We start from the raw sequence: 21,397 nt of genomic DNA on the forward strand, positions 1-21,397 counted from the left end.
TGACCAGTGTCAACTCGGCGTTCCAAGCCTGTTCGCTTCGCGTTGACTTCCCGTCCGTTTCCGTTCGGTCCGTGTCAGCGGCACGAGATAAAACTCTACACGCCCTGCGCCCCCACGCAAAATCGGCCTATTCCCCGGATAAGAGACGGGAATTCCGCATGATTCCGGGGATTTCCCCGCTCAAACAGGCTTATATTCCCGGAATTATCCCAAAAAACATGTTTATGAAGCGGCTCACTTAGCGCAATAAGGCTGTAATCTGCGCATTTCAGTGCGCGGATTACAGCCTTATCGGTCAGGGATGCAGCTACTTGGCTTCTTCTGCACGCAGTCGCGAGACCTCGTACAGCGAGATGCCCACCGCCATCGACGCGTTCAGCGATTCCATGGCGGAGTTGATCGGGATCGAGACGATCGCATCGCAGTGCTCGCGGACCAGCCGGGACAGGCCCTTGCCTTCGGAGCCCACCACGATGCACAGCGGACCGGTTGCCAGTTCGAAGTTCGGCAGCTGCATGTCGCCGCCGGCGTCCAGGCCGATCACGAAGATGCCTGCGGCCTTGATTTCCTTCAGGGCATTGGTGAGGTTGGTGCACTTGGCCACCGGGACGCGGACTGCTGCGCCGGCACTGGTCTTCCAGGCCGAAGCTGTCATGCCGACGCTGCGGCGCTCGGGGATGATCACGCCGTCGGCGCCGAAGGCGGAAGCCGAACGCACGATGGCGCCCAGGTTGCGCGGATCGGTAATGCCGTCCAGGGCTAGAAGCAGCGGCTGCGCGGTGCGGTAGCCCTTTTCGTAGTCCTTGACGACCTTGGTCGCCAGCTGGACTGCATCCTTGTACTCGTACGAAGGGATCTGCAGGGCCAGGCCCTGGTGGATCGCTCCGTCGGTCATGCGGTCGAGCTCGGTCTTGGAGGCTTCCATCAGCGGGATGCCCTGCTCTGCGGCCAGCTTCAGGGAATCGCGGACGCGGTCGTCGACGTCGATGCGGATGGCAACGTGCAACGCCTTGGCCGGAATGCCGGCGCGCAGCGCTTCGACCACGGAGTTGCGCCCGGTGACGTATTCGGCGTTAACGCGGATGCGGTCGGTGCGCTTGTTCTCGGTCCGCTTGGCAGCCGAACGCTCGGCCAGCTGCTTGTTGCGGTAGGCCTTGTGGTATGGGCGGTCTTCCGCCTTGGGGGTCGGGCCCTTGCCCTTGAGGGAACTGCGTCCCTTACCGCCACTACCCTTGGTTGGGCCCTTCTTGCTCATCTGCTTGTCCTTTGGTTTGAAGTCGTTTTAGTTCTCGAGGGTCCAGCGGGCGCCGTCCGCTGAATCAACTACGGTGATTCCGGCGGAGGCCAGCGCGTCGCGGATGGCATCCGAGCGGGCCCAGTCCTTGGCGGCGCGGGCTTCGGCGCGTTCAGCCAGCTGCGCCTGGATCAGCGTGTCAAGCACCTGATGTTCGGCCGAGGCCGCGGCTCCGGTGTCCTGGCGGGCGTCGTCCAGCCCCAGAACCCGGGTCATCGCCAGTACCTGGCCCAGCGCCTCGGCCACCGCGCCGTCTTCATGCGCGTCCAGCGAGGCGTTGCCGTGGCGGACCGTCTCATGCAGCGAGGCCAGCGCCATCGGCACATTCAGGTCGTCGTCCATCGCGGCGCCGAACGCCTGCGGCACGTGCGTGGCGGTGATGGCCTGGGCGGCCTCGCCCAGCCGGTATCGGGCGTTGGAGATGAAGGTGTCGATGCGCTCCACCGCGGCGCCGGCCTCCGTCAAGGAGTCCGGGCGGTAGTCCAGCATGGAGCGGTACTGCGCCTGGCCCAGGAAGTAGCGCACCACGCGGGCGTCGGCCAGCTCCAGCATCTCTTGCGGGGAGATGGTGTTGCCCACCGACTTGGACATCTTTTCGCCCTCGTAGGTGACCATGCCGTTGTGCATCCAGTAGTTGGCGAAGCCGTGGCCGGCGGCCGCGGACTGCGCCAGCTCGTTCTCGTGGTGCGGGAAACGCAGGTCCAGCCCGCCGCCGTGGATGTCGAAGTGGGTGCCGAGGTACTTGGTGGCCATGGCGGAGCATTCAAGATGCCAGCCCGGGCGTCCGCGTCCCCAGGGGCTCGGCCAGGACGCGGTGAGTGGATCGGTGTCCTTGTGCCCCTTCCACAGCGCGAAGTCCCGCGGGTCGCGCTTGCCGCGCGGATCCGCGTCGGTGGCCGCTTGCATGTCGTCGATGTTCTGGCGGGTCAGCGCGCCGTACTGCGGATAGGAACGCACGTCGAAGTACACGTCCCCGGAGCCGTCGGTGGCCGGGTAGGCGTGGCCGCGGTCGATCAGCAGCTGGATCAGCTCGTGCATCTCGGTGATGTGGCCGGTGGCGCGGGGCTCGTAGGTCGGGCGGCGCACGCCCAGCGTCTCGTAGGCGCGGGCGAATTCCTGCTCGAACCGGTAGCCCAGCGCGAACCATTCTTCGCGCCGCCTGTAGTACTCGTCGGCGGTGAAATCCTCGGCGAAGGAGTTCGCCGACTTTTCCAGGATCTTGTCTTCAATATCCGTCACGTTGCGCACCGTGGTGACCGCGAAGCCGCGGTACTCGAGCCAGCGCACCAGCACGTCGAAGACGATGGCGCTGCGCACGTGCCCTACGTGCGGCATGCCCTGCACGGTGGCGCCGCAGTAGTACAGCTTCACTTCACCGTCGGTCAGTGGCTGGAAGTCGCGTACGGAAGCGGATTTGGTGTCATAGAATCGCAGGCTCACGGTTTAAGGTTATCCGAAGAACCTGCCGCTTGCGTGCGGGGCTTGGAGCTCGCCGCGCTGAGCGCCGCCCCGCCAGCTTCCGGGATGGAGCCTACGGGCGTTCGTAGACCAGTGCGGTCGCGTAGGCGGTGATGCCTTCCCCGGCGCCTTCATATCCCAGCCCGTCGCTGGTGGTGGCGGTAATGCTCACCGGTGCTCCGGCCGCCGCGGAGAGCACGCGGTTGGCTTCCTCGCGGCGTGCGCCGAAGCGCGGGCGCCGCCCGACGAACTGCACCGCGATGTTACCGATCTCAAATCCTGCCTCGCGGACCAGGCGCGCCGCTTCGGTGAGCAGGCTGACGCCGCTGGCCCCGGCGAACTCCGGGCGGTCGACGCCGAAGTGGGTCCCCAGGTCCCCGATGCCGCTGGCGGAGAACAGTGCATCGCAGGCGGCATGGGCCACGGCGTCGCCGTCGGAGTGCCCTGACAGCCCGATGTCTTCCGGGAAGTACAGCCCGGCCAGCCACATTTCACGCTCCGGGTCGGTGCTTACGGCGTGGATGTCGATCCCGGTGCCGACGCGGGGCAGCAGCATGTCCTGGGGCTCATTCCTGTGGGGTGCTTCGGTGGTTGCGGCGGCCAGCTGTTCGGCGGCGGCCAGGTCATCCGGGTGGGTGACCTTCAGCGCCCGGGCGTCCCCTGCCACCACATGGACCGCGCCGCCGGCGGCGCGGACGATCGAGGCGTCGTCGGTGACCGCAGCGAGCTGCTCTTCGCTCAGCGTCCCGAGCCCGGCGTGCGCTTCGCGCAGCGTGGCGGCACTGAATCCCTGCGGGGTCTGCACCGCGCGCAGGGTCGAGCGGTCGGGGGTCTGGACCACCAGCTCGCTGCCGGCAGGGTCCGTAGCGACGACTGAAATGGTGTCGGTGACGGGCAGCGCGGGGATGGCCGCGTCGCAGCCGGGAACTTCCAGCTGCTCCAGCACCCGCTGGAACAACGCGGCGGGGGCGAAGGCGCGGGCGGCATCGTGGACGAGGATGAGCTCGGCATCCGGACAGACCTGAGCCAGCCCGTTGCGCACGGATCCGGCGCGGCTCGAGCCGCCGGGGGCGGTGCGCACCGAATCGGGGTAGCCACGCAGCGCTTCGGCCAGGCGGTCGTCATCGGGCGGGGTCACCACGATGACCTCGCGAATCCCGGGCACTTCCAGGATGCGGTCCACCGCGTGCTCGGCCAGGGATTTGCCGGCGATTTCCACCAGGGCCTTGGGGATTCCGGCGCCCAGCCGGGTGCCCATTCCCGCGGCCACCAGGATCACCGATGCGTTGCGCTGTTTCACTTGGTTCACAGGGAAGAGCTTATCGCGCCCGAGCGACGGCCACCGGCCGTCGGGTTAAATGCAAAACCGCGGGTGCGCATGATGCGCCCCGCGGTGTTGTCAGGTGATTCTTCCTAGGCGGAAGCCAGAACCTCGTCCAGCAACCCCTCGGCCTTGGTCTCGTCGAGATCCTTGGCCAGCGCCATTTCGCTGATCAGGACCTGGCGCGCCTTGGCCAGCATGCGCTTCTCGCCAGCGGAGAGGCCTCGGTCGTTCTCGCGGCGCCACAGGTCGCGGACAACCTCAGCCACCTTGATGACGTCACCGGAAGCAAGCTTCTCAACGTTCGCCTTGTAACGGCGCGACCAGTTGGTCGGCTCTTCGGTGAATTCAGCACGCAGGACATCGAACACATGGTTCAAGCCCTCCGGATCTACCACGTCTCGCACGCCAACCAGATCAATCTTGTCGGCGGGAACTTCGATAGTCAGGTCTCCCTGAGCTACGCGAAGCTTGAGATACATTTTCTCTTCGCCCTTGATCTTGCGCAGCTTGATCTCCTCGATCGTTGCAGCGCCGTGGTGCGGGTAGACAACAGTCTCGCCAACCTCAAAAACCATGTGGATAAACCCCTTTCCCACCTTCCAGTCTACCATGTCTGGCGCGGACGCCGGTTCCACCGTGCCCCGAATAACCGCGAAATCATGCGGAATTCCCTCTTCCAATCGCCGGAGGAACGTGGTATGAAAAGAGTGTGCACGTTGCCCACCTGACCCTTTCCCCATCGGGCAACTTGTCTACAAGCTGTCGAAAAGTGTGTGTTGCACGTCGCTAAATCGCGTCTTTGACCAAAAAACGGCTAGGCTTAGAGGTAATCGTGGTCAATACGGCTGTCTGCACTGATCCTTTGGTGCCGACCGTTTCACGCGGCCGCGAACCGAAGCATCTCATTATTCTCACCGAGGAGTTAGTGTCGTGATCACCGCACGCATGACCGTTGGACGCCGCGTTGCCGCGTCCCTCGCTGTGGCTGCCCTGGCATTCGGTGTCACCAGCTGTGGCGCCATCAACCAGCAGGCCACCGATATCGACTACGCAGCCAGCGACGGAATCAACGTCGACGTTGCCGATGCCGAGGTCCGCAACCTGATGTTCGTGACCAACGCCGAGGCCACCGACGCTCGCCTGATCGGCACCGTCGTCAACGACGGCAAGTCCGACCTGAGCCTTCAGATCAAGGCCGGCAACGCCTCGCCTGTAACCGTCAAGGTCGCCTCCGAGGGCCAGACCAAGCTGGAAGACGAGAAGAACAAGACCGTCATCAGCGACCTGGGCATCATGGCCGGCCAGCACGCCGACACCAAGTTCACCGTGTCCGGCACGACCGTAGACTTCTCGGTTCCAGTGGTTGACGGAACCCTGGCCGAATACCGCGACTTCGTTCCGGGCGGCTACGAGGCAAGCACCAACGAGCACCTGGTTCCAAGCCCTAAGTCCGAGTCCGGACACTAGGCTTCAGAACAGACGAACCCCGGCGGCGCCCACTGCACAGTGAGGCACCGCCGGGGTTTTCTGCTTGCCGACGGCCGCCGCCCGCAGCGGCTCCCGGCAGGGCAGTTCCTGCTAGGCCACGAACTTGTATCCCAGGCCGCGCACGGTCACCAGCAGTTCCGGCGCCGCCGGGTCGCCTTCGATCTTCGAGCGCAGGCGCTTGACGTGCACGTCCAGGGTCTTCGTGTCGCCCACGTAGTCGCTGCCCCAGACGCGGTCGATCAGCTGGCCGCGGGTCAGCACGCGTCCGGCATTGCGCAGCAGCATTTCCAGCAGTTCGAACTCCTTCAGCGGCATGGCCACCTCGGCGTTGTTGACCGACACGATGTGGCGCTCCACGTCCATGCGCACCGGGCCGGCGGTCACCACGTTGCTGACCAGCTCTTCGCTTTCGCCCTGGCGGCGCAGTACTGCCCGGATGCGGGCCAGCAGCTCGCGCGAGGAGTACGGCTTGGTGACGTAGTCGTCGGCGCCCAGCTCCAGGCCGACCACCTTGTCGATCTCCGAGTCCTTGGCGGTGAGCATGATGACCGGAACCTGGCTGTTCAGGCGGATCTGGCGGATCACCTCGGTGCCGGGCTGGCCGGGGAGCATCAAATCCAGCAGGACCAGGTCCGCGCCATGGCGTTCGAACTCGCTCACCGCGACAATCCCGTCGTCGGCGACCCTGACCTCGAATCCCTCCCGCTCCAGCAAATAGGACAGCGGGTCCGAAAGCGATTCCTCGTCCTCGACAATCAAGATGCGGGTCATCGGCGTCCTCCTTCACGGTCTTCCGCAGACGCGGCAACCGCTTGTTTCTTCTTCATATCTGCGGCCGGCTCAAGCGCTGCAGCCGGTTCTTCATCCATCATGGGAAGTCTGAGTGTGAACGTGGAGCCCTGGCCCGGCTGCGACCACAGCGACACCTCGCCGCCGTGGTTGGCCAGCACGTGCTTGACAATGCTCAGGCCCAGCCCGGTGCCGCCGGTCTGGCGCGAGCGGGCGCCGTCCACGCGGTAGAAGCGCTCGAATACGCGTTCCTGGTCCTCCGCTGAAATGCCGGGGCCCTGGTCGGTCACGGAAATCTGGGCGTAGCCGTCGCGTTGCCGCACCCCCACGCCCACGGTGGTGTTCGGCGGGGAGTAGCGGATCGCATTGTCGATCAGGTTGCGCAACGCGGTCATCAGCAGATCCGGATCCCCGTGGAGCTCTTCCTCCAGGCTGCCGCCCACCGAGACGGTGATGCCCTTTTCCTCTGCGAGCAGCTTGTTGCGGTCCACCGCTTCGGCGATGACCGGGGCGAGCTGGAACTCGCGGCCGTGGGTGATCGCGTCGCTGGACTGCAGCCGCGAAAGCTCGATGATGTCCTGCACCAAGGCTGCCAGGCGCCGTGATTCCTTGCCCATGCGCGTGGAGAAGCGCAGCACCGCCTGCGGGTCGTCGGCAGCTTCGCTGATCGCCTCGGCCAGCAGCGAGATCGCGCCGACCGGGGTCTTCAATTCATGCGAGACGTTCGCGACGAAGTCGTTGCGCATCGCCTCGGTGCGGGTGATCTCGGTGCGGTCGTCGGCCAGCAGCAGGATGTACTCGTCCCCCAGCGGGGCCACGCGCACATGCACGATCAGCTGCCCGGCACCCAGGGTCGCGCGCTGCAGCTCGTACTGGCTTTCGGCGATCACGCCGTCGGCGCGTACCTGGCGCACCAGCGCCAGCAGCTCGTCGTGCACCAGGGTGTGCCCGCGGACCAGGCCGTAGGCGTAGGAAGCGGGGTTGGCGCGGACCACTCCGTCGACGTCGTCGAGGATGACGAAGGCGCGCCCGATCACGGAGAGCACCGCGGCGGCGCCTTCCGGCAAGACTGGCTCGTCGACCTCGGGCAGCCGGGCGGTGCGGCTTTGCGAGAACCGGAAGGCCAAGATGCCCACGACTCCCAGCGCCAAACCGAGCACCGCGGCAATCAAGATCGAGATTACTTCGTTCACATCTTTAGACTATCTTTCATCCAAGGGACTTTTGTCCGCAGATGACGCGAAAACAGCCATTTCGGCGCGCTGTTCACCAAACGTTCACCTTTCCGGGAATAATCGTTAATCACCCGCTGGCATTCTGGATTCAGACCCTCCGCCATGCCCGAAAACAGAACCATGTTCACGCGGGCGTGAGCACCTTCCGAACCTTGAAAGGGAATATTACGTGCGCAAGGTATTTCAGGCCGATCTGCAGCAGATCGGCGAAGAGCTGATCGAGATGGCGAACCAGGTTGCCGTCGCCATGGACCGGGCGTGGGAATCGCTGGCCAACGCCGATGTGGAGCTGGCCCAGGAAGTGATCGCCGCCGATGCAAAGATCGACTTCCTGCAGAACCAGCTTGATGAGCGCGCCATCGACACCCTCGCGCTGCAGGGTCCGGTGGCTTCGGACCTGCGCATGATCGTCGGCTCGCTGCGCATGAGCGCCTCGCTGGAACGCATGGGAGACCTGGCCCGCCACCTGGCCCAGTTGACCCGCCTTCGTTTCCCGAGCCGTGCGTTGCCATCGGAAATCACCGGCACCTTCTCGCAAATGGCCCAACTCGACATCCAGATCGCCCAGGCCGTCGCGAAGCTCCTGGACACCCGCGACCTGCAGATTGCCCGCGACATCATCGAACTGAACCACCGCTTGGACGCCCTCCACGCCAGCGTGTTCACCCAGGTGGCCGACGAGGCCTGGACCGCGAATGCGCCGACCACCGTCGACGTGTCGCTGACCAGCCGCTATCTGGAGCGCTTCGGCGACCACGGCGTCTCCGTCGCCCGCAAGGTCACCTACCTGGTGACCGGTGAATGGGATCCGTCAGAGGTCTAGGCGCACCAAACCAGCTTGAACGCCGCGGGCGCCGGGGAGAATTCCCCGGCGCCCGCGGCGTCCTGGCTTAATCGACGGCAAGCCCCTGACGCGGCCCGGAAATCCGGCTTAAACGACTGTAGAGGCCACCTCGGCGGTTGGCCTCTACGGTCAATGTGTTCTGCGCATTCGCAGAGCACGGCGTCTAGGGAAGGCTTAGCCTTCGCACTCGACGCAGAATCCTACATTGCCCTCTTCACGTACAAGCTGTGAACGGTGGCGGATCAGGAAGCACGAACCACAGATGAATTCGTCGTCTTTCTGCGGAATGACCGTAACGGTCAGTTCCTCGTTGGACAGGTCTGCACCTGGCAGGTCCATGCCGTCGGTGTGATCGGTTTCGTCGAGCTCGCGCACCACGGACTTGGCGTCTGGTGCGTTGGCGGACTTAACCGCGTCCAGAGAAGCCTTGCGCGCCTCGGCAACGTCCGGGCGGACTTCGTCGTAATCAGTTGCCACGAATTGCATTCCTAACGTGAGCCATTGAGCCTATTCGAAATAGGAGATTACAGCATAGTAATACCAAAAAGACAATCCTTAGTCATGGTTTCGCTCACAGCCGGAGATTTCATGGCAACCTCCCGTTAAACAGCAACGGCGGCACCGCTGGCCAAGCTTGTGGGAGCTGGCCGGGGCGGTGCCGCCGAAAAGCCGGGTTGGCTAGCGGCCCTGGTTGGCGACTGCCTTGATGGCGTCAGCAGCGGCTTCTGGATCCAGGTAGGTTCCGCCGGCGGTGATCGGCTGGAAGTTGTCGTCCAGTTCATACACCAGCGGGATGCCGGTCGGGATGTTCAGTCCGGCGATGTCCTCGTCGCTGATGCCGTCCAGGTGCTTGACCAGTGCGCGCAGCGAGTTGCCGTGCGCGGTCACCATGACGGTCTTGCCTGCGGACAGGTCGGCCTTGATGTTGTTCTCCCAGTACGGCAGCAGGCGCTCGAGGACGTCCTTGAGGCATTCGGTGCGCGGTGCGTCGTCGCCCAATGCGGCGTAACGCTCGTCGCCGATCTGGCTGAACTCGGAGTCGTCGGCCAGCGCCGGCGGCGGGGTGTCGTAGCTGCGGCGCCACTGCATGAACTGGTCCTCGCCGAATTCGGCCAGGGTCTGGGCCTTGTCCTTGCCCTGCAGCGCACCGTAGTGGCGCTCGTTCAGGCGCCAGTCGCGGTTGACCGGGATCCACGAACGCCCGGCGGCTTCCAGTGCCAGGTTCGCGGTGACGATGGCGCGGGTCAGCAGCGAGGTGTGCAGAACCTCAGGCTTGTAGCCTGCCTCGGCCAGCAGCTGGCCGCCGCGGGCGGCCTCTGCGCGACCCTTTTCGGTCAGCGACACGTCGTACCAACCGGTGAAAAGGTTCTTTTCGTTCCATTCGCTCTGTCCGTGGCGAAGCAAAATCAAAGTGTGGCTCATGATTTCCATCTTATCCAATGGCGGGGCATCTCCGGCTGAACGTTACCGCCGAACGCAAAACCCGGGCCGCGACATGTATTACATGCTGCGACCCGGGTTGAGCCGAAAACTTCGCCGGAGGACCGGGCTAGTAGTTGTACCAGCCGCCGCCTTTGCCGCTCACTGCGGGCTTCACGTCGGCCAGGTAGACGCAGGCGACGCAGGCGCCGATCAGCTGGAGGAATCCGCCGCTGCCGGCGCTGAGCACGGACAACGCCGCGACCACGGCACTGCCGACGGTCAGCGCGGTCCAGAAGCCCTTGGTGCGCTTGCCCTCCTGGGCGAAGCGGTCTGCCGGGTGGCGCAGGCAATCAACCACTGCCCAGACGGCCAGCACCAGGATGACAATCCCGAGGGCGCGCAGCATGTAGGCCTCGATCAGGAACGCAAGATTCATGAATTGCATGTTTTCACCTTACCGTCGACTCGTGCTCCGCGCTTCACATGCCACGCGACTGATATCCGAGCTGGCCTCAGATCCGTTCCAGCGCCTGGGACAGGTCGTTCCACAGGTCTTCCACGTCCTCGATGCCCACCGAAAGGCGGATCAGGTTCGCCGGGACAGTGGCCGGCTCCGAGGCGTGCCGGGCACGGCGTTCAGCCAGGGTTTCAACCCCGCCCAGCGAGGTGGCCGCGGTGATCAGGCCGAAGCCCGCGACCACCGCATCCGCCTCCTGCGCGGCGGACCCGACTTCGAAGGCGATGACCGAGCCGAAGCCGTCCATCAGCTCGCTGGCCCGCGCATGGCCGGGATCCTGCGGCAGGCCCGGGTAGCGCACCACATTGACCTTCGGGTGCGCGGCCAGGCGCTCGGCGAGCAGCTGGCTGTTGGCCTGCGAGCGCTCCAGCCTGACGGCCATGGTGCGCACCCCGCGCAGCGCCAGGAAGACGTCCATCGGGGAGGCGATCGCCCCGTGCAGGGTGCGGTAGCCGTGCAGCTTGGTGTGCAGCGTTTCGTCGCGGGTGGCCAGCGCGCCCATGATGACGTCCGAATGACCCGACAGATATTTGGTCACCGAGTGCACCACCAGGTCCGCGCCCAGTTCCAGCGGCCGCTGCAGCAGCGGGGTGGCGAAGGTGTTGTCCACGATGCCCAGCACGCCCTGCGCCTTGGCGGAGGCCAGCAGCGCCGGAAGCTCGGCGACTTCCAGCATCGGGTTGGTGGGAGATTCCAGCCACAGCACGTCCGCGCCCTGCAGCGCGCCGAGCACCTGCTCGGTGTCGGCGACGTCCACCGGGCGCAGGGTGAAGCGCCCGGCAGTTTCCAGTTCCTTGGCCAGGCCCAGCGTGCCGTTGTAGGAGTGGGCCGGCAGCACCATGGTCCCGCCCTCGGGCACCAGGCTCAGCGCCGCGGCGATCGCCGCCATGCCAGAGGAGAATACCAGCGCCGGGAGCTCGGAGCGCTCCAGCGCGCCGAGCACCTGCTCGAAGGGATCCCAGGTGGGGTTCGAGAACCGCGCGTAGACCTTTTCGCCTGCAGCGGCGATCCCCTGCGAGTGGTAGGTGGAGGTGAAGGTCACCGGGTGGTTGACCGGAGCGTCCAGCCCATGGGCCGGACGTCCCCCGGCCACGATCAAGGTCTTGGGATCCCAAGAGGCAACAGGGGCGGCGGATTCTGCGGGGTTGGTCATATCCACCAGATTACGCCTGGCGTTTGTCTGCGTCCCGAAGCGTTTCACTTCATTTCATCGCACGGGATCCACAGGCAGGTTCGTTAGGCTAGTGGGGTGAGTATCGATTCGTCCGCCCCTGCCCGCGGCCTGTTCATTGTCTTTGAAGGCGGCGACGGCGCCGGCAAGTCCACCCAGGTCCAGCGCACCAGCCAGTGGCTGCGGGAGCGCAACGCCACCGTGCTGACCACCCGCGAACCGGGCGGCACGCAGATCAGCGAGGAGCTGCGCGCCCTGGTGCTGGAGCACGGGCACGGAGAGATCGACGCCCGAACCGAGGCCCTGATGTACGCCGCGGCCCGCGCGGCCCACGTCCAGCAGGTCATCATCCCGGCGCTGGAAGCCGGCACCCACGTGGTCTGCGACCGTTTTGTCGATTCCTCCCTGGCCTACCAGGGCGTGGGGCGCGAGCTCGGCGTGGAGGCTGTCGCGTCCATCAACAATTTCGCCACCGGCGGCCTGGCCCCGGACGCCACCATCCTGCTGGACATCTCCGCGGCCGACGGCCGTTCCCGGCGCATCGCCGGCACCGGCGGCGTCGAGGAATCGGACCGGCTGGAATCCGAGCCGGATGCCTTCCACAACCGCATCCGCACCGCCTTCGCGGACCTGGCCGCCAAGTCGCCGGAACGCTACCTGGTGCTCGACGCCAACCAGGGCATCGAGCAGCTGCAGGCGCAGATCACCGCGCATCTGGAGGACCTGCTGTGATCCGCCCGGTCTTCGCGGACCTGGCAGGCCAGCAGCGTGTCATCACCACGCTGACCGAGCAGGTCGACCAGGGCGACCCCACCCACGCATGGCTGTTCACCGGTCCCCCGGGTTCCGGGCGCACCACCGCCGCACGCGCCTTCGCCGCGGCGCTGCAGTGCACCCAATCCCCCGCCGGCTGCGGCGCCTGCCCCACCTGCGTCAGCGTCGTTGCCGGCAAGCACCCGGATGTCACCTTCATCTCGACCGAGAAGTTTGAGTACCAGGTCAGGGACGTGCGGGAGATCATCACCCAGGCCCAGGACAAGGCTTCCCAGGCCCGCTGGCGCATCATCATCATCGAAGACGCCGACCGCATGTCTGAGCGCAGCGGCAACGTGATGCTCAAGGCCATCGAGGAACCACCGGCGAACATGATCTGGATCCTGTGCGCGCCGTCCCCGGCCGACGTGCTGGTCACCATCCGCTCGCGCTGCCGCGCAGTGAACCTGTCCATCCCCTCCACCGAAGAGGTCGCCCAGCTGCTGGTCCGCCGCGACGGACTGGACCTGGAACTGGCGCGCTTCGCCGCCCGCGCCTCGCAGTCGCACATCGGCGTGGCCCGCCTGCTGGCCCGCGACGAACAGGCCCGCATCCAGCGCGAGAAGGTCGTCACCCTGCCTTTGCGCGTGACCACCCTGCCGCAGGCCATGGAGGCCGCCGCGGAGATCTCGAAGCTGTCGGCCGAGCGCGCCGAGCACATCACCGGCGCCGACCTGCAGCACAAGGTCGCCGAGCTGCGCAAGGCCAACGGCCTGGGCGAGGAGGAGAACATCCCCGCCGGGCTGCGCGGGCAGTTCCGCGAGCTGGAAGAGAACGCCAAGCGCTTCGCCCGGCGCGCCAGCTTCGACGCCATCGACCGCACCCTGACGGACCTGACCACTTTCTTCCGCGACGTGCTCAGCTTGCAGCTGCACACCCAGGTCGAGCTGGTCAACGAGCACCTGCGCGAGAAGCTCAACGCCTTCGCCGCCCACCAGAGCCGCGAAAAGACCCTGTCGCAGATCGACGCGATCGATGAAACCCGCCGGCGCATCGCCGCCAACGTCAACCAGCTCATGGCGCTCGAGGCCCTCATGGCCCGGCTGCTGCAGAACCCCGGCCGCCGCTAGCTTCCCGGATTCCCCCACCCGGACTGCGCATCCACCTCAAGGAGACCACCATCTTGTCCGCACGACGCAACCTGTACCGCCTGTCCGCCACGGCCGCCGCGCTCGCCCTGGGATTGACCGCCTGTGCGCCGACCTCCGGCGAGGACGGCGCGGGCAACGCAGCCGACGCCACGAAGACCGAGGTCCCTGCACTTCAGCAGTACTACACCCAGCAGGTTGATTGGGAAAAGTGCGGCAGCACCATCGAATGCGCTGACATCGAGGTCCCGCTGGACTACGCGGCACCGGAAAAGGACAGCATCACGCTGGCGCTGAACCGCCGCGCCGTCGACGGCGCGCAGGGCAACCTGCTGGTCAACCCCGGAGGCCCGGGCGGCTCGGGGCTGGACATGGTCGCCGAATCGGTCCAGCTGATGCTCAGCAACGACCTGCAGCGTGCCTACAACATCATCGGCTTCGATCCCCGCGGCGTGGGGCAGAGCACCCCGGTGACCTGCCAAACCGACAAGGAAATCGACGCTAGCCGCCAGGAGAACCTCAAGGCCTGGGATCCGGCGGACCGCGACGAGGTCGAGGCCGATACCGAGGACTACGCCAAGGACTGCGCGGAAAACACCGGAGACCTGCTCGGACATGTGGACACCGTCTCCGCGGCCAAGGACATGGACATCATCCGCGCCGTGCTCGGCGACACCCAGCTTGACTACCTGGGCTACTCCTATGGCACCTTCCTCGGCTCCACCTACGCCGACCTCTTCCCGCAGAAGGTCGGCCGGTTCGTGCTGGACGGCGCCATGGACCCGCTGGCCACCGCGCAGCAACTGACCCTGGCCCAGGCCCAGGGCTTCGAAGGCGAGATCGACGCCTGGCTGCAGAACTGCCTTGAAGGCGAGAACTGCCCGTTCACCGGAAATCTCGACGAGGCCAAAACCCAGCTGCAGGACTTCTTCGCGCGCATCGAAGAGCAGCCGCTGGAGTCCTCTGACGGGCGCACCGTGCCGATCATCGACTTCATCAACGGCTTCATCATCCCGCTGTACGACGACATGAACTGGCCGTACCTGACCCAGGGCATGGCCGCGGCCATGCAGGGCGACGTGGACCAGATCCTGTACTTCTCCGACCTGTCCGCCGACCGCCAGGAAGACGGCAGCTACGGATCCAACTCGACCGATGCGTTCACCGCGGTCAACTGCCTGGACCGCCCGATGGACGCGAGCGAGCAGGCCATGGAGGCTGACGCCAAGGCGCTGGAAGAGGCCTCCCCGACGATCGGCAAGTACTTGGCCTACGGCGAGCTCACCTGCGACAAGTGGAGCTACAAGGCCACCGGCCAGCCCGAGTCGCTGGACGCTCCGGGGTCCAATCAGATCCTGGTGGTCGGCACCACCGGCGACCCGGCCACCCCCTACGCCTGGTCGCAGTCGCTGGCCGAACAGCTTCAGAACGCCACCTTGCTGACCTACGAGGGCCACGGCCACACCGCGTACGGACGCTCCAACCAGTGCATCACCGACGCCGTGGACGGCTACCTGATTGACGGCAAGGTCCCCGAAGCGGGCACCGTCTGCTAATTGGCAGCGCGAATTCGCCCGTCGTTTTGACGTTGCTAGTTCTACTTGGATAAAGTTACACAGTGCCTGCTTGCAGGCGCAGGCCTCCTTAGCTCAGGGGTAGAGCAGCTCCCTCGTAAAGAGCAGGTCGCCGGTTCAAATCCGGCAGGGGGCTCGATGGGAAGAAGACCTCGGGATTGTGCGAGCACAGTCCCGGGGTTTTTCGCATATCGCCTAATTGCCGATTTCGCCCTTTCGCCGCAAATCAATGAGCTGACTTCCACATCAAGTGGGACTTGAATCGCGATCTAGCATCTCTCCCCCATCAGTCTCCGGGATAGTGCACCGACATCGCCCTTGAGTAGCTGCGGCAACCGGAAGTTCGCGGAGCAAGTCCGCATAACAATCCCTACCAGCACACCCATGCTCACTCGACCAGAATCCGATTATTGTCCCCATGTCTGGCACATTAGATGCAAATACTGTTATTGGGTCAAATAAAGGGGCATTAGCATGGATTCGTGCTAACGCGGCAATACTGACCACATTACTGGAGGTTCGTAGGCGATGCCGCAAAACGACAAACTGCTGGCACAGTCCATTCGACACCGGAGAATAGAACTGGGCTATTCCCAGGAAGAGCTCTCCGAGCAGTTGGGCATTTCACGGAAGCAGATCAGCTCCATGGAAAATGGAAAGTTCGGAACGCTGGCGATCTTAGGAGAAGTACTCGACGCATTGGGCCTCGAACTACTGGCAGCGCCACGAGAACTTCGTGAAACACGCGTACTGAAAAATGAACTCCTGACTCGCACCGCGGGTCTTGCCGCATCGCGAGTGAAACGACAGCAGCCATGACGGAAATGCTGATGGTCCACCTCAACGGAGTACACGTGGCTAATCTCCTTCCGGACGAAATGGGCGGTGCGGCGCTGCAATATCTTTAGTCCGCAGTTGACCAGTACGGCCCGTTGCATCCATTGCTATCTGTCCGCCTTCCAGTGCGCCAAGAGCCATATCCGACGGTAGCCACCGACATCTTCTTGGCCGGATTGCTACCTGAAGATCCGATTAGGACCAGTCTGGCTAATAGCGCACGCGTAGCTCCCGGAGATATCTACGGAATGTTGCGGGCCTATGGCAGGGAATGCGCGGGTGCCACACAAGTACTCGATTCCAGCGATTCGCAGCTCAGCGGCCAAGACGTATTGTGGCGGACTCCTGACGAACTGCCCATCGATCTAGCCGAGCTCCCGACAGCACCGTTGGGGACTTCAATTGATCGACGAGTCCGCGTCAGTCTGGGTGGCGTGCAAGGCAAGTTGTTGGTGGTCAAGGACGGCGACAGAATCGGGGTACCGATTGACGGCCGCCCTTCAACACACATATTGAAGCCAGCCAGGCTAAAGGAAGACGGATCAGAACTCTGGCCCGGCATTGCCCAGCTGGAGACTTTCGCGCTCAAACTGCTGAACCATACGCAACTTATCGCCAACGGCGTCGAAGCGGCGGAAGCAGAAGTTCTGGACATCCAAGGCCGTAAGGCGATCTTGGTTCGAAGATACGATCGGGAAGTTGCTCCTGACACCGGGGTGGTCAGAAGAATCCACCAGGAAGACTTTTGCCAAGTGCTGGGCATTACCGCCAAATATCAGCAAGTTGCCCACGGGTCGCCAAACCTTGTTCAGGTCGCAGAAGCACTCAAAGCACACGCATCGAAACCACTTCCGGAAATCATCAAACTGCTGAAAATGCTCGCATGCAACATGGCCATCGGAAATTGCGACATGCACGCACGAAATATTTCGCTACTGCTCCAAAGAAACGGCGTCAGCCTCGCACCAGCATATGATGTTGTGCCAACTGCCGTCTGGCCTGACCTTGACCGCGAGCTTTCACTGCGCATTGGCGGCGAAGCATTCTTGGACGACTTAACGGCAGACCATCTATTGGCAGAAGCAATGAGTTGGGGACTCAGATCCGCAGCCGCGTCCCGGCAAGTGCGCATAGTTCTCGATGCTCTTGCCAGCGCGATTCCATTGGTAACCCATCAGGCGCAGGACGAGGGATGGTGGCATCCACTCTTCAATGAAGCCACCAAGGGTCTACACCGAAGAATTGAAATGCTCACTCCCGCATGATCGGTAGGAGCGCAAACAGCGTTCCTTCACCTCGTCCGCGAATTCACTAATTCGTGTCACAAAGGCACCCTTCGTAGCCGCGTTTTTACGAAAGTGCCATATATCTGCCCCTGCACGACAACTAGATGGGCAAATGCAGCGAGCAGTGCAAAACACGTAGCAAGCAGGTCGCCGGTTCAAATCCGGCAGGGGGCTCCATGTGAAGAAAAGGTCCTTGGTTTCAGCTGAAACCAAGGACCTTTTCGCATCCGCAGTGGGTGCTAGGCGAAATCTGCGGTGGCCGGGTCGGCGGCGATACGGCCTTCGGCTCCCCGGTCCAGGCCGTTGATCGCGGCCAGGTCCTCGTCATCCAGGGTGAGCTGCAGCGAGGCGAAGTTCTCGATGATGCGCGCATCGGTCACGGACTTCGGGATGACCACGTTGCCCAGGGCCAGGTGCCAGGCGATGACCACCTGCGCCACGGAGGCCTTGTGCTTTTCGGCGATCTTCACCAGAACCGGGTCGGTCAGGAGGTCGCCGCCCTGGCCCAACGGGGACCAGGACTCGTGCAGGATGCCGTGCTGCGCCTCGTAGGCGCGCAGTTCGGACTGCGGGAAGTACGGGTGGGTTTCCACCTGGTTGATTACCGGGCGCACGCCGGTCTCGGCGTAGAGCTCTTCCAGCGCCTCGATGGTGAAGTTGCAGACGCCGATGGACTTGGCCTTGCCGTCCTTCTGCAGCTGGATCAAGGCCTTCCAGGTGTCCACGTAGGTGCCGCGCTTGGGCTGCAGCCAGTGGATCAGGTACAAGTCGACGTAGTCCAAGCCCAGACGCTGCAGCGACGCGTCGGCGGCGGCCAGGGTGTTCTCGTAGCCCTGGTCGGCGTTCCACACCTTGGTGGTGATGAACAGTTCTTCGCGCGGGACGCTGGATGCGGCAATGGCGCGGCCGACGCCTTCTTCGTTGCCGTAGATCTTGGCGGTGTCGATGTGGCGGTAGCCCGCATCGATGGCCTTGCCGACCACGATTTCAGCCTCGGCGTCAGGCACCTGCCATACGCCGTAGCCGAGCTGGTCGATGGTGTTTCCGTCGTGGAATTTCAGTTCTGGAACAGTTTGGGTCATGCACTTAATCTAGTGCATCCCCAGCCCTGGCCGCAGGGATTTTCAGGAACATCGTAAGGTAGCTTTACTTGAGCGCTTCCAAAAGCTGTGCGGCCCGGTTGACGTCCTCTTTCACGATCTGGGCGCGGTGCACAACAGACAGGACATTGATCGGCGAACCGGCTTCAGCCTGCATGCGCATCATGGCGATCACCTGGGCGGTGGTCGCCAGGTCGTTGGCAGACTTGGTCAGCGAGCGGTGCACGCTGGCGGTGGCCTGCGGAATCACCTCATCCTCGCTGGGAGTGATCCGCTGGGCATCGGTGCACAGCTGGCGCACCACCGGTAGCAGATCGGCCATCTCGTTAGCCGGCTTCACCAGCTGGTTGTAGACCTCGACGTCGTTGATGCCTTCGAGCACCTGGAATATGCGATCCAGGGATCGGGTGAAGCGATCGTGGGCACGGCGCCACACGCCCTCGCCCAATTCGCGGTTTGCAGCACGCTGTGCACGCAAACGTGAGAAGAATGCCATCGCTCTACTTTGCAGTTTGTCGTTTCAAGTCAGTATCAAGCCTACCGGTCGGTATCGCCTTGCTGTATATCGAAATGTCACAGTCGGCCCCCAACGGAAGGACGGGCAACCACCTTGTGGTTGCCCGTCCTTGCCGGGGGTTGCGCGACGTCAGCAGCAGCGCCCCTGCGGGTTCTTGTCCTGCCAGTCGGAGTAGTCCTTCCAGAACGCCCGCTCGGTCATCGGGGTCTGCCCCGGATGGGTCCGCGCATGGTGTTCAAGGTAGTGCTGGTACTTGTCGGCTCCCAGCACCCCGTCGACAAACCGCTTCGCCTGGCCCAGGCGTTCACGCAGGCCGGCCATCGCTAGTGCCCGCCCCGGTGGATCCGGTGCTCCGGGGGAACCTGCTTCCAGGCCGCCGCCAGCTCCTTCTCGGCAGGGCTGGAAATCAGCCCCGACGGAGCGTACATCCTGGATTCGACCACCGGATCCTCGGTGTCCTCGCCTCCGCCATTGATCTTTGCCTTCACCGTGGCGACGATGGCCGAGGTGATGACCACGGCGGTCAGGATCAGGAAGACCACGGACAGCCAGCCCTGGACACCGGTATTGCGGACCACAGCTTCCATGGCTTCGACGGTCTTGGCTGAGCCCAGCGAGGTCTCGCCGGCGGCCAACGCGTCCTTGTATGCGAAGTGGTTGGCGAAGTAGCCGACCTTCACATCCGGGGAGAAGATCTTCTGCCAGCTGGCGACGAACGTGACCACCACGGCGAAGGCCAGCGGCAGCACCACCACCCACAGGTACTTGAACTGGTTGCGCTTGGCCATGATGGCCATGACAACCGCCAGCGCAATGGCCGCAAGCAACTGGTTGGAGATGCCGAACAGCGGGAAGAACGTGTTGATGCCGCCCAAGGGGTCTGTCACGCCGAGGATCAGGATGTATCCCCAGCCAGCCACCATGATGGCGGTACACACCCAGACGCCCGGACGCCACGAGTTGTCCTTGAACTTCGGGAGGAAGTTGCCGATGGTGTCCTGCAGCATGAAGCGTGCCACGCGGGTGCCGGCGTCGACGGCGGTCAGGATGAACAGCGCCTCGAACATGATCGCGAAGTGGTACCAGAAGCCCATCATTGCGGTGCCGCCGAACCATTGGTGCATGATGTGGGCGATGCCCACGGCGAGCGTCGGTGCGCCGCCGGTGCGCGAAACCACACTGTTCTCGCCGACGTTGTTCGCCAGCTCGTTCAGCGTGCCCGGTTCCAGGTTCACCCCGGCCAGCCCCAGCGAGTTCACGAAGGCCACCGCGGTTTCCACGGTGCCGCCGGTGGCGGCCGAGGACGCGTTCATCGCGAAGTACACGCCGCGGTCGATGGAGATCGCCGCGACCAGCGCCATGATGGCCACCATGGATTCCATCAGCATGCCGCCGTAGCCAAGGAAACGGGTCTGCTTCTCCTTCTCGACAAGCTTCGGGGTGGTGCCCGAGGAGATCAGCGCGTGGAAGCCGGACAGCGCGCCGCAGGCGATCGTCACGAACAGGAACGGGAACAGGTGCCCTGCCACCACCGGTCCGTCGTTGCGCGAGGCGAACTCGGACACGGCCGGGACGCTGATCTGCGGCTGGACCACCAGGATCGCCACGGCCAGCAGCAGTATCACGCCGATCTTCATGAACGTCGACAGGTAGTCGCGCGGAGCCAGCAGCAGCCAGACCGGCAGCACCGCGGCGATGAAGCCGTAGATGATGATGGCCCAGGCGATGGTGGTGCGGTCCAGGTGGAAGAGCTCGGCGCCCCACGGCGACTCGGCGATCCAGCGTCCGGAGATGATGGCGAACATCAGCAGCGCGAAGCCGATGATCGACACTTCCAGCACCTTGCCCGGGCGGATGAAGCGCAGGTAGATGCCCATGAACAGCGCGATCGGGATGGTCAGCCCGACCGAGTAGACGCCCCATGCGGATTCGCCCAGGGCATTGACCACCACGAGCGCCAGGATGGCGGTAATGATGATCATGATCGCCAAGGTGGCGATCAGCGCGGCGGTGCCGCCGATCAGGCCGAGCTCCTCACGGGCCATCTGGCCCAGCGAACGGCCGCCGCGGCGCATGGAGAAGAACATGACCAGGTAGTCCTGGACTGCTCCGGCCAGCACTACGCCGACGATGATCCAGATGGTGCCCGGCAGGTAGCCCATCTGGGCTGCCAGGATCGGCCCGACCAGCGGGCCTGCGCCGGCGATGGCGGCAAAGTGGTGGCCGAAGAGCACACGCCGGTCGGTGGGCACGTAGTCGCGGCCGTTGTTGATGCTTTCGGCCGGGGTCGCGCGGAAGTCGTTGGGCTTGGCGATCTTGCGCTCGATGAACTTCGAGTAGAAGCGGTAGGCGATCAGATAGGTCGCCACCGCGGCGAAGACGAACCAGATGGCGTTGATGGTCTCGCCGCGGGAGAAAGCCAGCATGGACCAGGCGATGCCGCCGACCAGCGCAATGGCGACCCACACCGCGATGCGCAGCGGGGTCCAGCGCTTCTCTTCCTGTTCGGCCACATCCGGATCCACGCCGGCTGGGGGCAAGGTGTTCTGGGTACTCACTCGGAGCAACCTCCTCGTAGGGGACAAGCGATGCACGTGACCCGCGGCTATGCCGCAGGTCACGATGTTGGGGATATGCCTG

23 protein-coding genes and 1 tRNA gene are annotated in these 21,397 nt (G+C 64.2%); 9 read left to right on the top strand and 15 right to left on the bottom strand.

The features are described 5' to 3' along the window. A partial coding sequence (locus tag DFO58_RS18680; RefSeq protein ID WP_220668558.1) for a hypothetical protein occupies positions 1-242 on the top strand: 242 nt, incomplete at its 5' end. A gap of 65 nt (positions 243-307) precedes the next feature. Here DFO58_RS18680 and rlmB read toward each other — a convergent pair. The 4 genes from rlmB to DFO58_RS13580 all read right to left on the bottom strand — a co-directional run bounded on the left by rlmB (position 308) and on the right by DFO58_RS13580 (position 4,651). Further along, positions 308-1,255, bottom strand: a complete 948-nt coding sequence (gene rlmB / locus DFO58_RS13565; protein WP_047117919.1) for a 23S rRNA (guanosine(2251)-2'-O)-methyltransferase RlmB — start codon at positions 1,253-1,255, stop codon at positions 308-310. Between the two features lie 27 nt (positions 1,256-1,282). After that, positions 1,283-2,734, bottom strand: a complete 1,452-nt coding sequence (gene cysS, locus DFO58_RS13570) for a cysteine--tRNA ligase (protein WP_120991422.1) — start codon at positions 2,732-2,734, stop codon at positions 1,283-1,285. 91 nt (positions 2,735-2,825) lie between these two features. Then, a complete protein-coding gene (gene ispD / locus DFO58_RS13575; protein WP_120991423.1) occupies positions 2,826-4,061 on the bottom strand; it encodes a 2-C-methyl-D-erythritol 4-phosphate cytidylyltransferase in 1,236 nt (411 codons plus the stop codon). A 104-nt stretch (positions 4,062-4,165) separates the two neighbouring features. Next, on the bottom strand, positions 4,166-4,651 hold the full coding sequence (locus DFO58_RS13580; protein WP_047117922.1) for a CarD family transcriptional regulator: 486 nt from the start codon (positions 4,649-4,651) through the stop codon (positions 4,166-4,168). A gap of 355 nt (positions 4,652-5,006) precedes the next feature. Here DFO58_RS13580 and DFO58_RS13585 point away from each other — a divergent pair, with 355 nt between their 5' ends. Then, on the top strand, positions 5,007-5,543 hold the full coding sequence (locus DFO58_RS13585) for a hypothetical protein (protein WP_120991424.1): 537 nt from the start codon (positions 5,007-5,009) through the stop codon (positions 5,541-5,543). Between the two features lie 111 nt (positions 5,544-5,654). Here the strand turns inward: DFO58_RS13585 and DFO58_RS13590 are convergent, their stop codons facing one another. The 3 genes from DFO58_RS13590 to DFO58_RS18555 are packed head-to-tail and all read right to left on the bottom strand — an operon-like array spanning position 5,655 to position 7,716. Then, entirely contained in the window at positions 5,655-6,335 is a 681-nt protein-coding gene (locus DFO58_RS13590; RefSeq protein ID WP_047117924.1) for a response regulator transcription factor, read from the bottom strand. Next, positions 6,332-7,546, bottom strand: coding sequence for an ATP-binding protein (locus tag DFO58_RS13595; protein WP_047117925.1), 1,215 nt, complete (start codon positions 7,544-7,546; stop codon positions 6,332-6,334). The genes DFO58_RS13590 and DFO58_RS13595 overlap by 4 nt, the downstream gene beginning before the upstream one ends. Next, the gene (locus DFO58_RS18555) at positions 7,543-7,716 is read right to left on the bottom strand and encodes a hypothetical protein (protein WP_161450137.1); all 174 of its coding nucleotides are present in this window, start codon (positions 7,714-7,716) and stop codon (positions 7,543-7,545) included. The genes DFO58_RS13595 and DFO58_RS18555 overlap by 4 nt, the downstream gene beginning before the upstream one ends. Before the next feature lie 41 nt (positions 7,717-7,757). On the opposite strand from DFO58_RS18555, the gene phoU reads away from it, so the two are divergent. Further along, a complete protein-coding gene (gene phoU / locus DFO58_RS13600; protein WP_053797368.1) occupies positions 7,758-8,411 on the top strand; it encodes a phosphate signaling complex protein PhoU in 654 nt (217 codons plus the stop codon). Positions 8,412-8,606: 195 nt separating this feature from the next. Here phoU and DFO58_RS13605 read toward each other — a convergent pair whose 3' ends face one another. The 4 genes from DFO58_RS13605 to DFO58_RS13620 form a co-directional block, all read right to left on the bottom strand. Continuing rightward, positions 8,607-8,909, bottom strand: a complete 303-nt coding sequence (locus DFO58_RS13605) for a DUF4193 domain-containing protein (RefSeq protein WP_038993831.1) — start codon at positions 8,907-8,909, stop codon at positions 8,607-8,609. A 201-nt stretch (positions 8,910-9,110) separates the two neighbouring features. Beyond that, a complete protein-coding gene (locus DFO58_RS13610; protein ID WP_047118194.1) occupies positions 9,111-9,854 on the bottom strand; it encodes a phosphoglyceromutase in 744 nt (247 codons plus the stop codon). A 127-nt stretch (positions 9,855-9,981) separates the two neighbouring features. Further along, positions 9,982-10,290, bottom strand: a complete 309-nt coding sequence (locus DFO58_RS13615) for a DUF2516 family protein (RefSeq protein WP_047118195.1) — start codon at positions 10,288-10,290, stop codon at positions 9,982-9,984. A gap of 76 nt (positions 10,291-10,366) precedes the next feature. After that, complete coding sequence (locus DFO58_RS13620; RefSeq protein WP_120991425.1) at positions 10,367-11,524, bottom strand: aminotransferase class I/II-fold pyridoxal phosphate-dependent enzyme; 1,158 nt, start codon at positions 11,522-11,524, stop codon at positions 10,367-10,369. Positions 11,525-11,620: 96 nt separating this feature from the next. Between DFO58_RS13620 and tmk the strand changes: the two genes are divergently transcribed. From tmk to DFO58_RS13650, 6 genes are all read left to right on the top strand, one after another. Continuing rightward, on the top strand, positions 11,621-12,274 hold the full coding sequence (gene tmk / locus DFO58_RS13625) for a dTMP kinase (protein WP_120991426.1): 654 nt from the start codon (positions 11,621-11,623) through the stop codon (positions 12,272-12,274). Then, positions 12,271-13,425, top strand: a complete 1,155-nt coding sequence (locus DFO58_RS13630; protein WP_047117929.1) for a DNA polymerase III subunit delta' — start codon at positions 12,271-12,273, stop codon at positions 13,423-13,425. Before tmk ends, DFO58_RS13630 begins: the two co-directional genes overlap by 4 nt. A gap of 53 nt (positions 13,426-13,478) precedes the next feature. Further along, a complete protein-coding gene (locus tag DFO58_RS13635; protein WP_286163607.1) occupies positions 13,479-14,999 on the top strand; it encodes an alpha/beta hydrolase in 1,521 nt (506 codons plus the stop codon). Positions 15,000-15,081: 82 nt separating this feature from the next. Further along, positions 15,082-15,153: transfer RNA gene (locus tag DFO58_RS13640), tRNA-Thr, on the top strand. Between the two features lie 392 nt (positions 15,154-15,545). Continuing rightward, entirely contained in the window at positions 15,546-15,836 is a 291-nt protein-coding gene (locus tag DFO58_RS13645; RefSeq protein ID WP_120991427.1) for a helix-turn-helix transcriptional regulator, read from the top strand. A gap of 122 nt (positions 15,837-15,958) precedes the next feature. After that, positions 15,959-17,119, top strand: a complete 1,161-nt coding sequence (locus DFO58_RS13650; RefSeq protein ID WP_353616386.1) for a HipA domain-containing protein — start codon at positions 15,959-15,961, stop codon at positions 17,117-17,119. A gap of 260 nt (positions 17,120-17,379) precedes the next feature. On the opposite strand, the gene DFO58_RS13655 is transcribed toward DFO58_RS13650, so the two are convergent. From DFO58_RS13655 to DFO58_RS13670, 4 genes are all read right to left on the bottom strand, one after another. Next, positions 17,380-18,222 carry an aldo/keto reductase gene (locus DFO58_RS13655; protein WP_047117948.1) on the bottom strand — a complete coding sequence of 281 codons (843 nt, stop codon included), beginning with the start codon at positions 18,220-18,222 and terminating at the stop codon, positions 17,380-17,382. A gap of 64 nt (positions 18,223-18,286) precedes the next feature. After that, positions 18,287-18,736: a hypothetical protein gene (locus DFO58_RS13660; protein ID WP_120991429.1), complete on the bottom strand. Its 450-nt coding sequence runs from the start codon at positions 18,734-18,736 to the stop codon at positions 18,287-18,289. 150 nt (positions 18,737-18,886) lie between these two features. Then, a complete protein-coding gene (locus DFO58_RS13665) occupies positions 18,887-19,078 on the bottom strand; it encodes a YbdD/YjiX family protein (protein ID WP_053797362.1) in 192 nt (63 codons plus the stop codon). Between the two features lie 2 nt (positions 19,079-19,080). Further along, positions 19,081-21,315: a carbon starvation CstA family protein gene (locus DFO58_RS13670; protein ID WP_286163609.1), complete on the bottom strand. Its 2,235-nt coding sequence runs from the start codon at positions 21,313-21,315 to the stop codon at positions 19,081-19,083. Between the last annotated feature and the right edge of the window lie 82 nt (positions 21,316-21,397).

Source organism: Arthrobacter sp. AG1021 (assembly GCF_003633665.1).
Taxonomy (GTDB): Bacteria; Actinomycetota; Actinomycetes; order Actinomycetales; family Micrococcaceae; genus Glutamicibacter; species Glutamicibacter soli.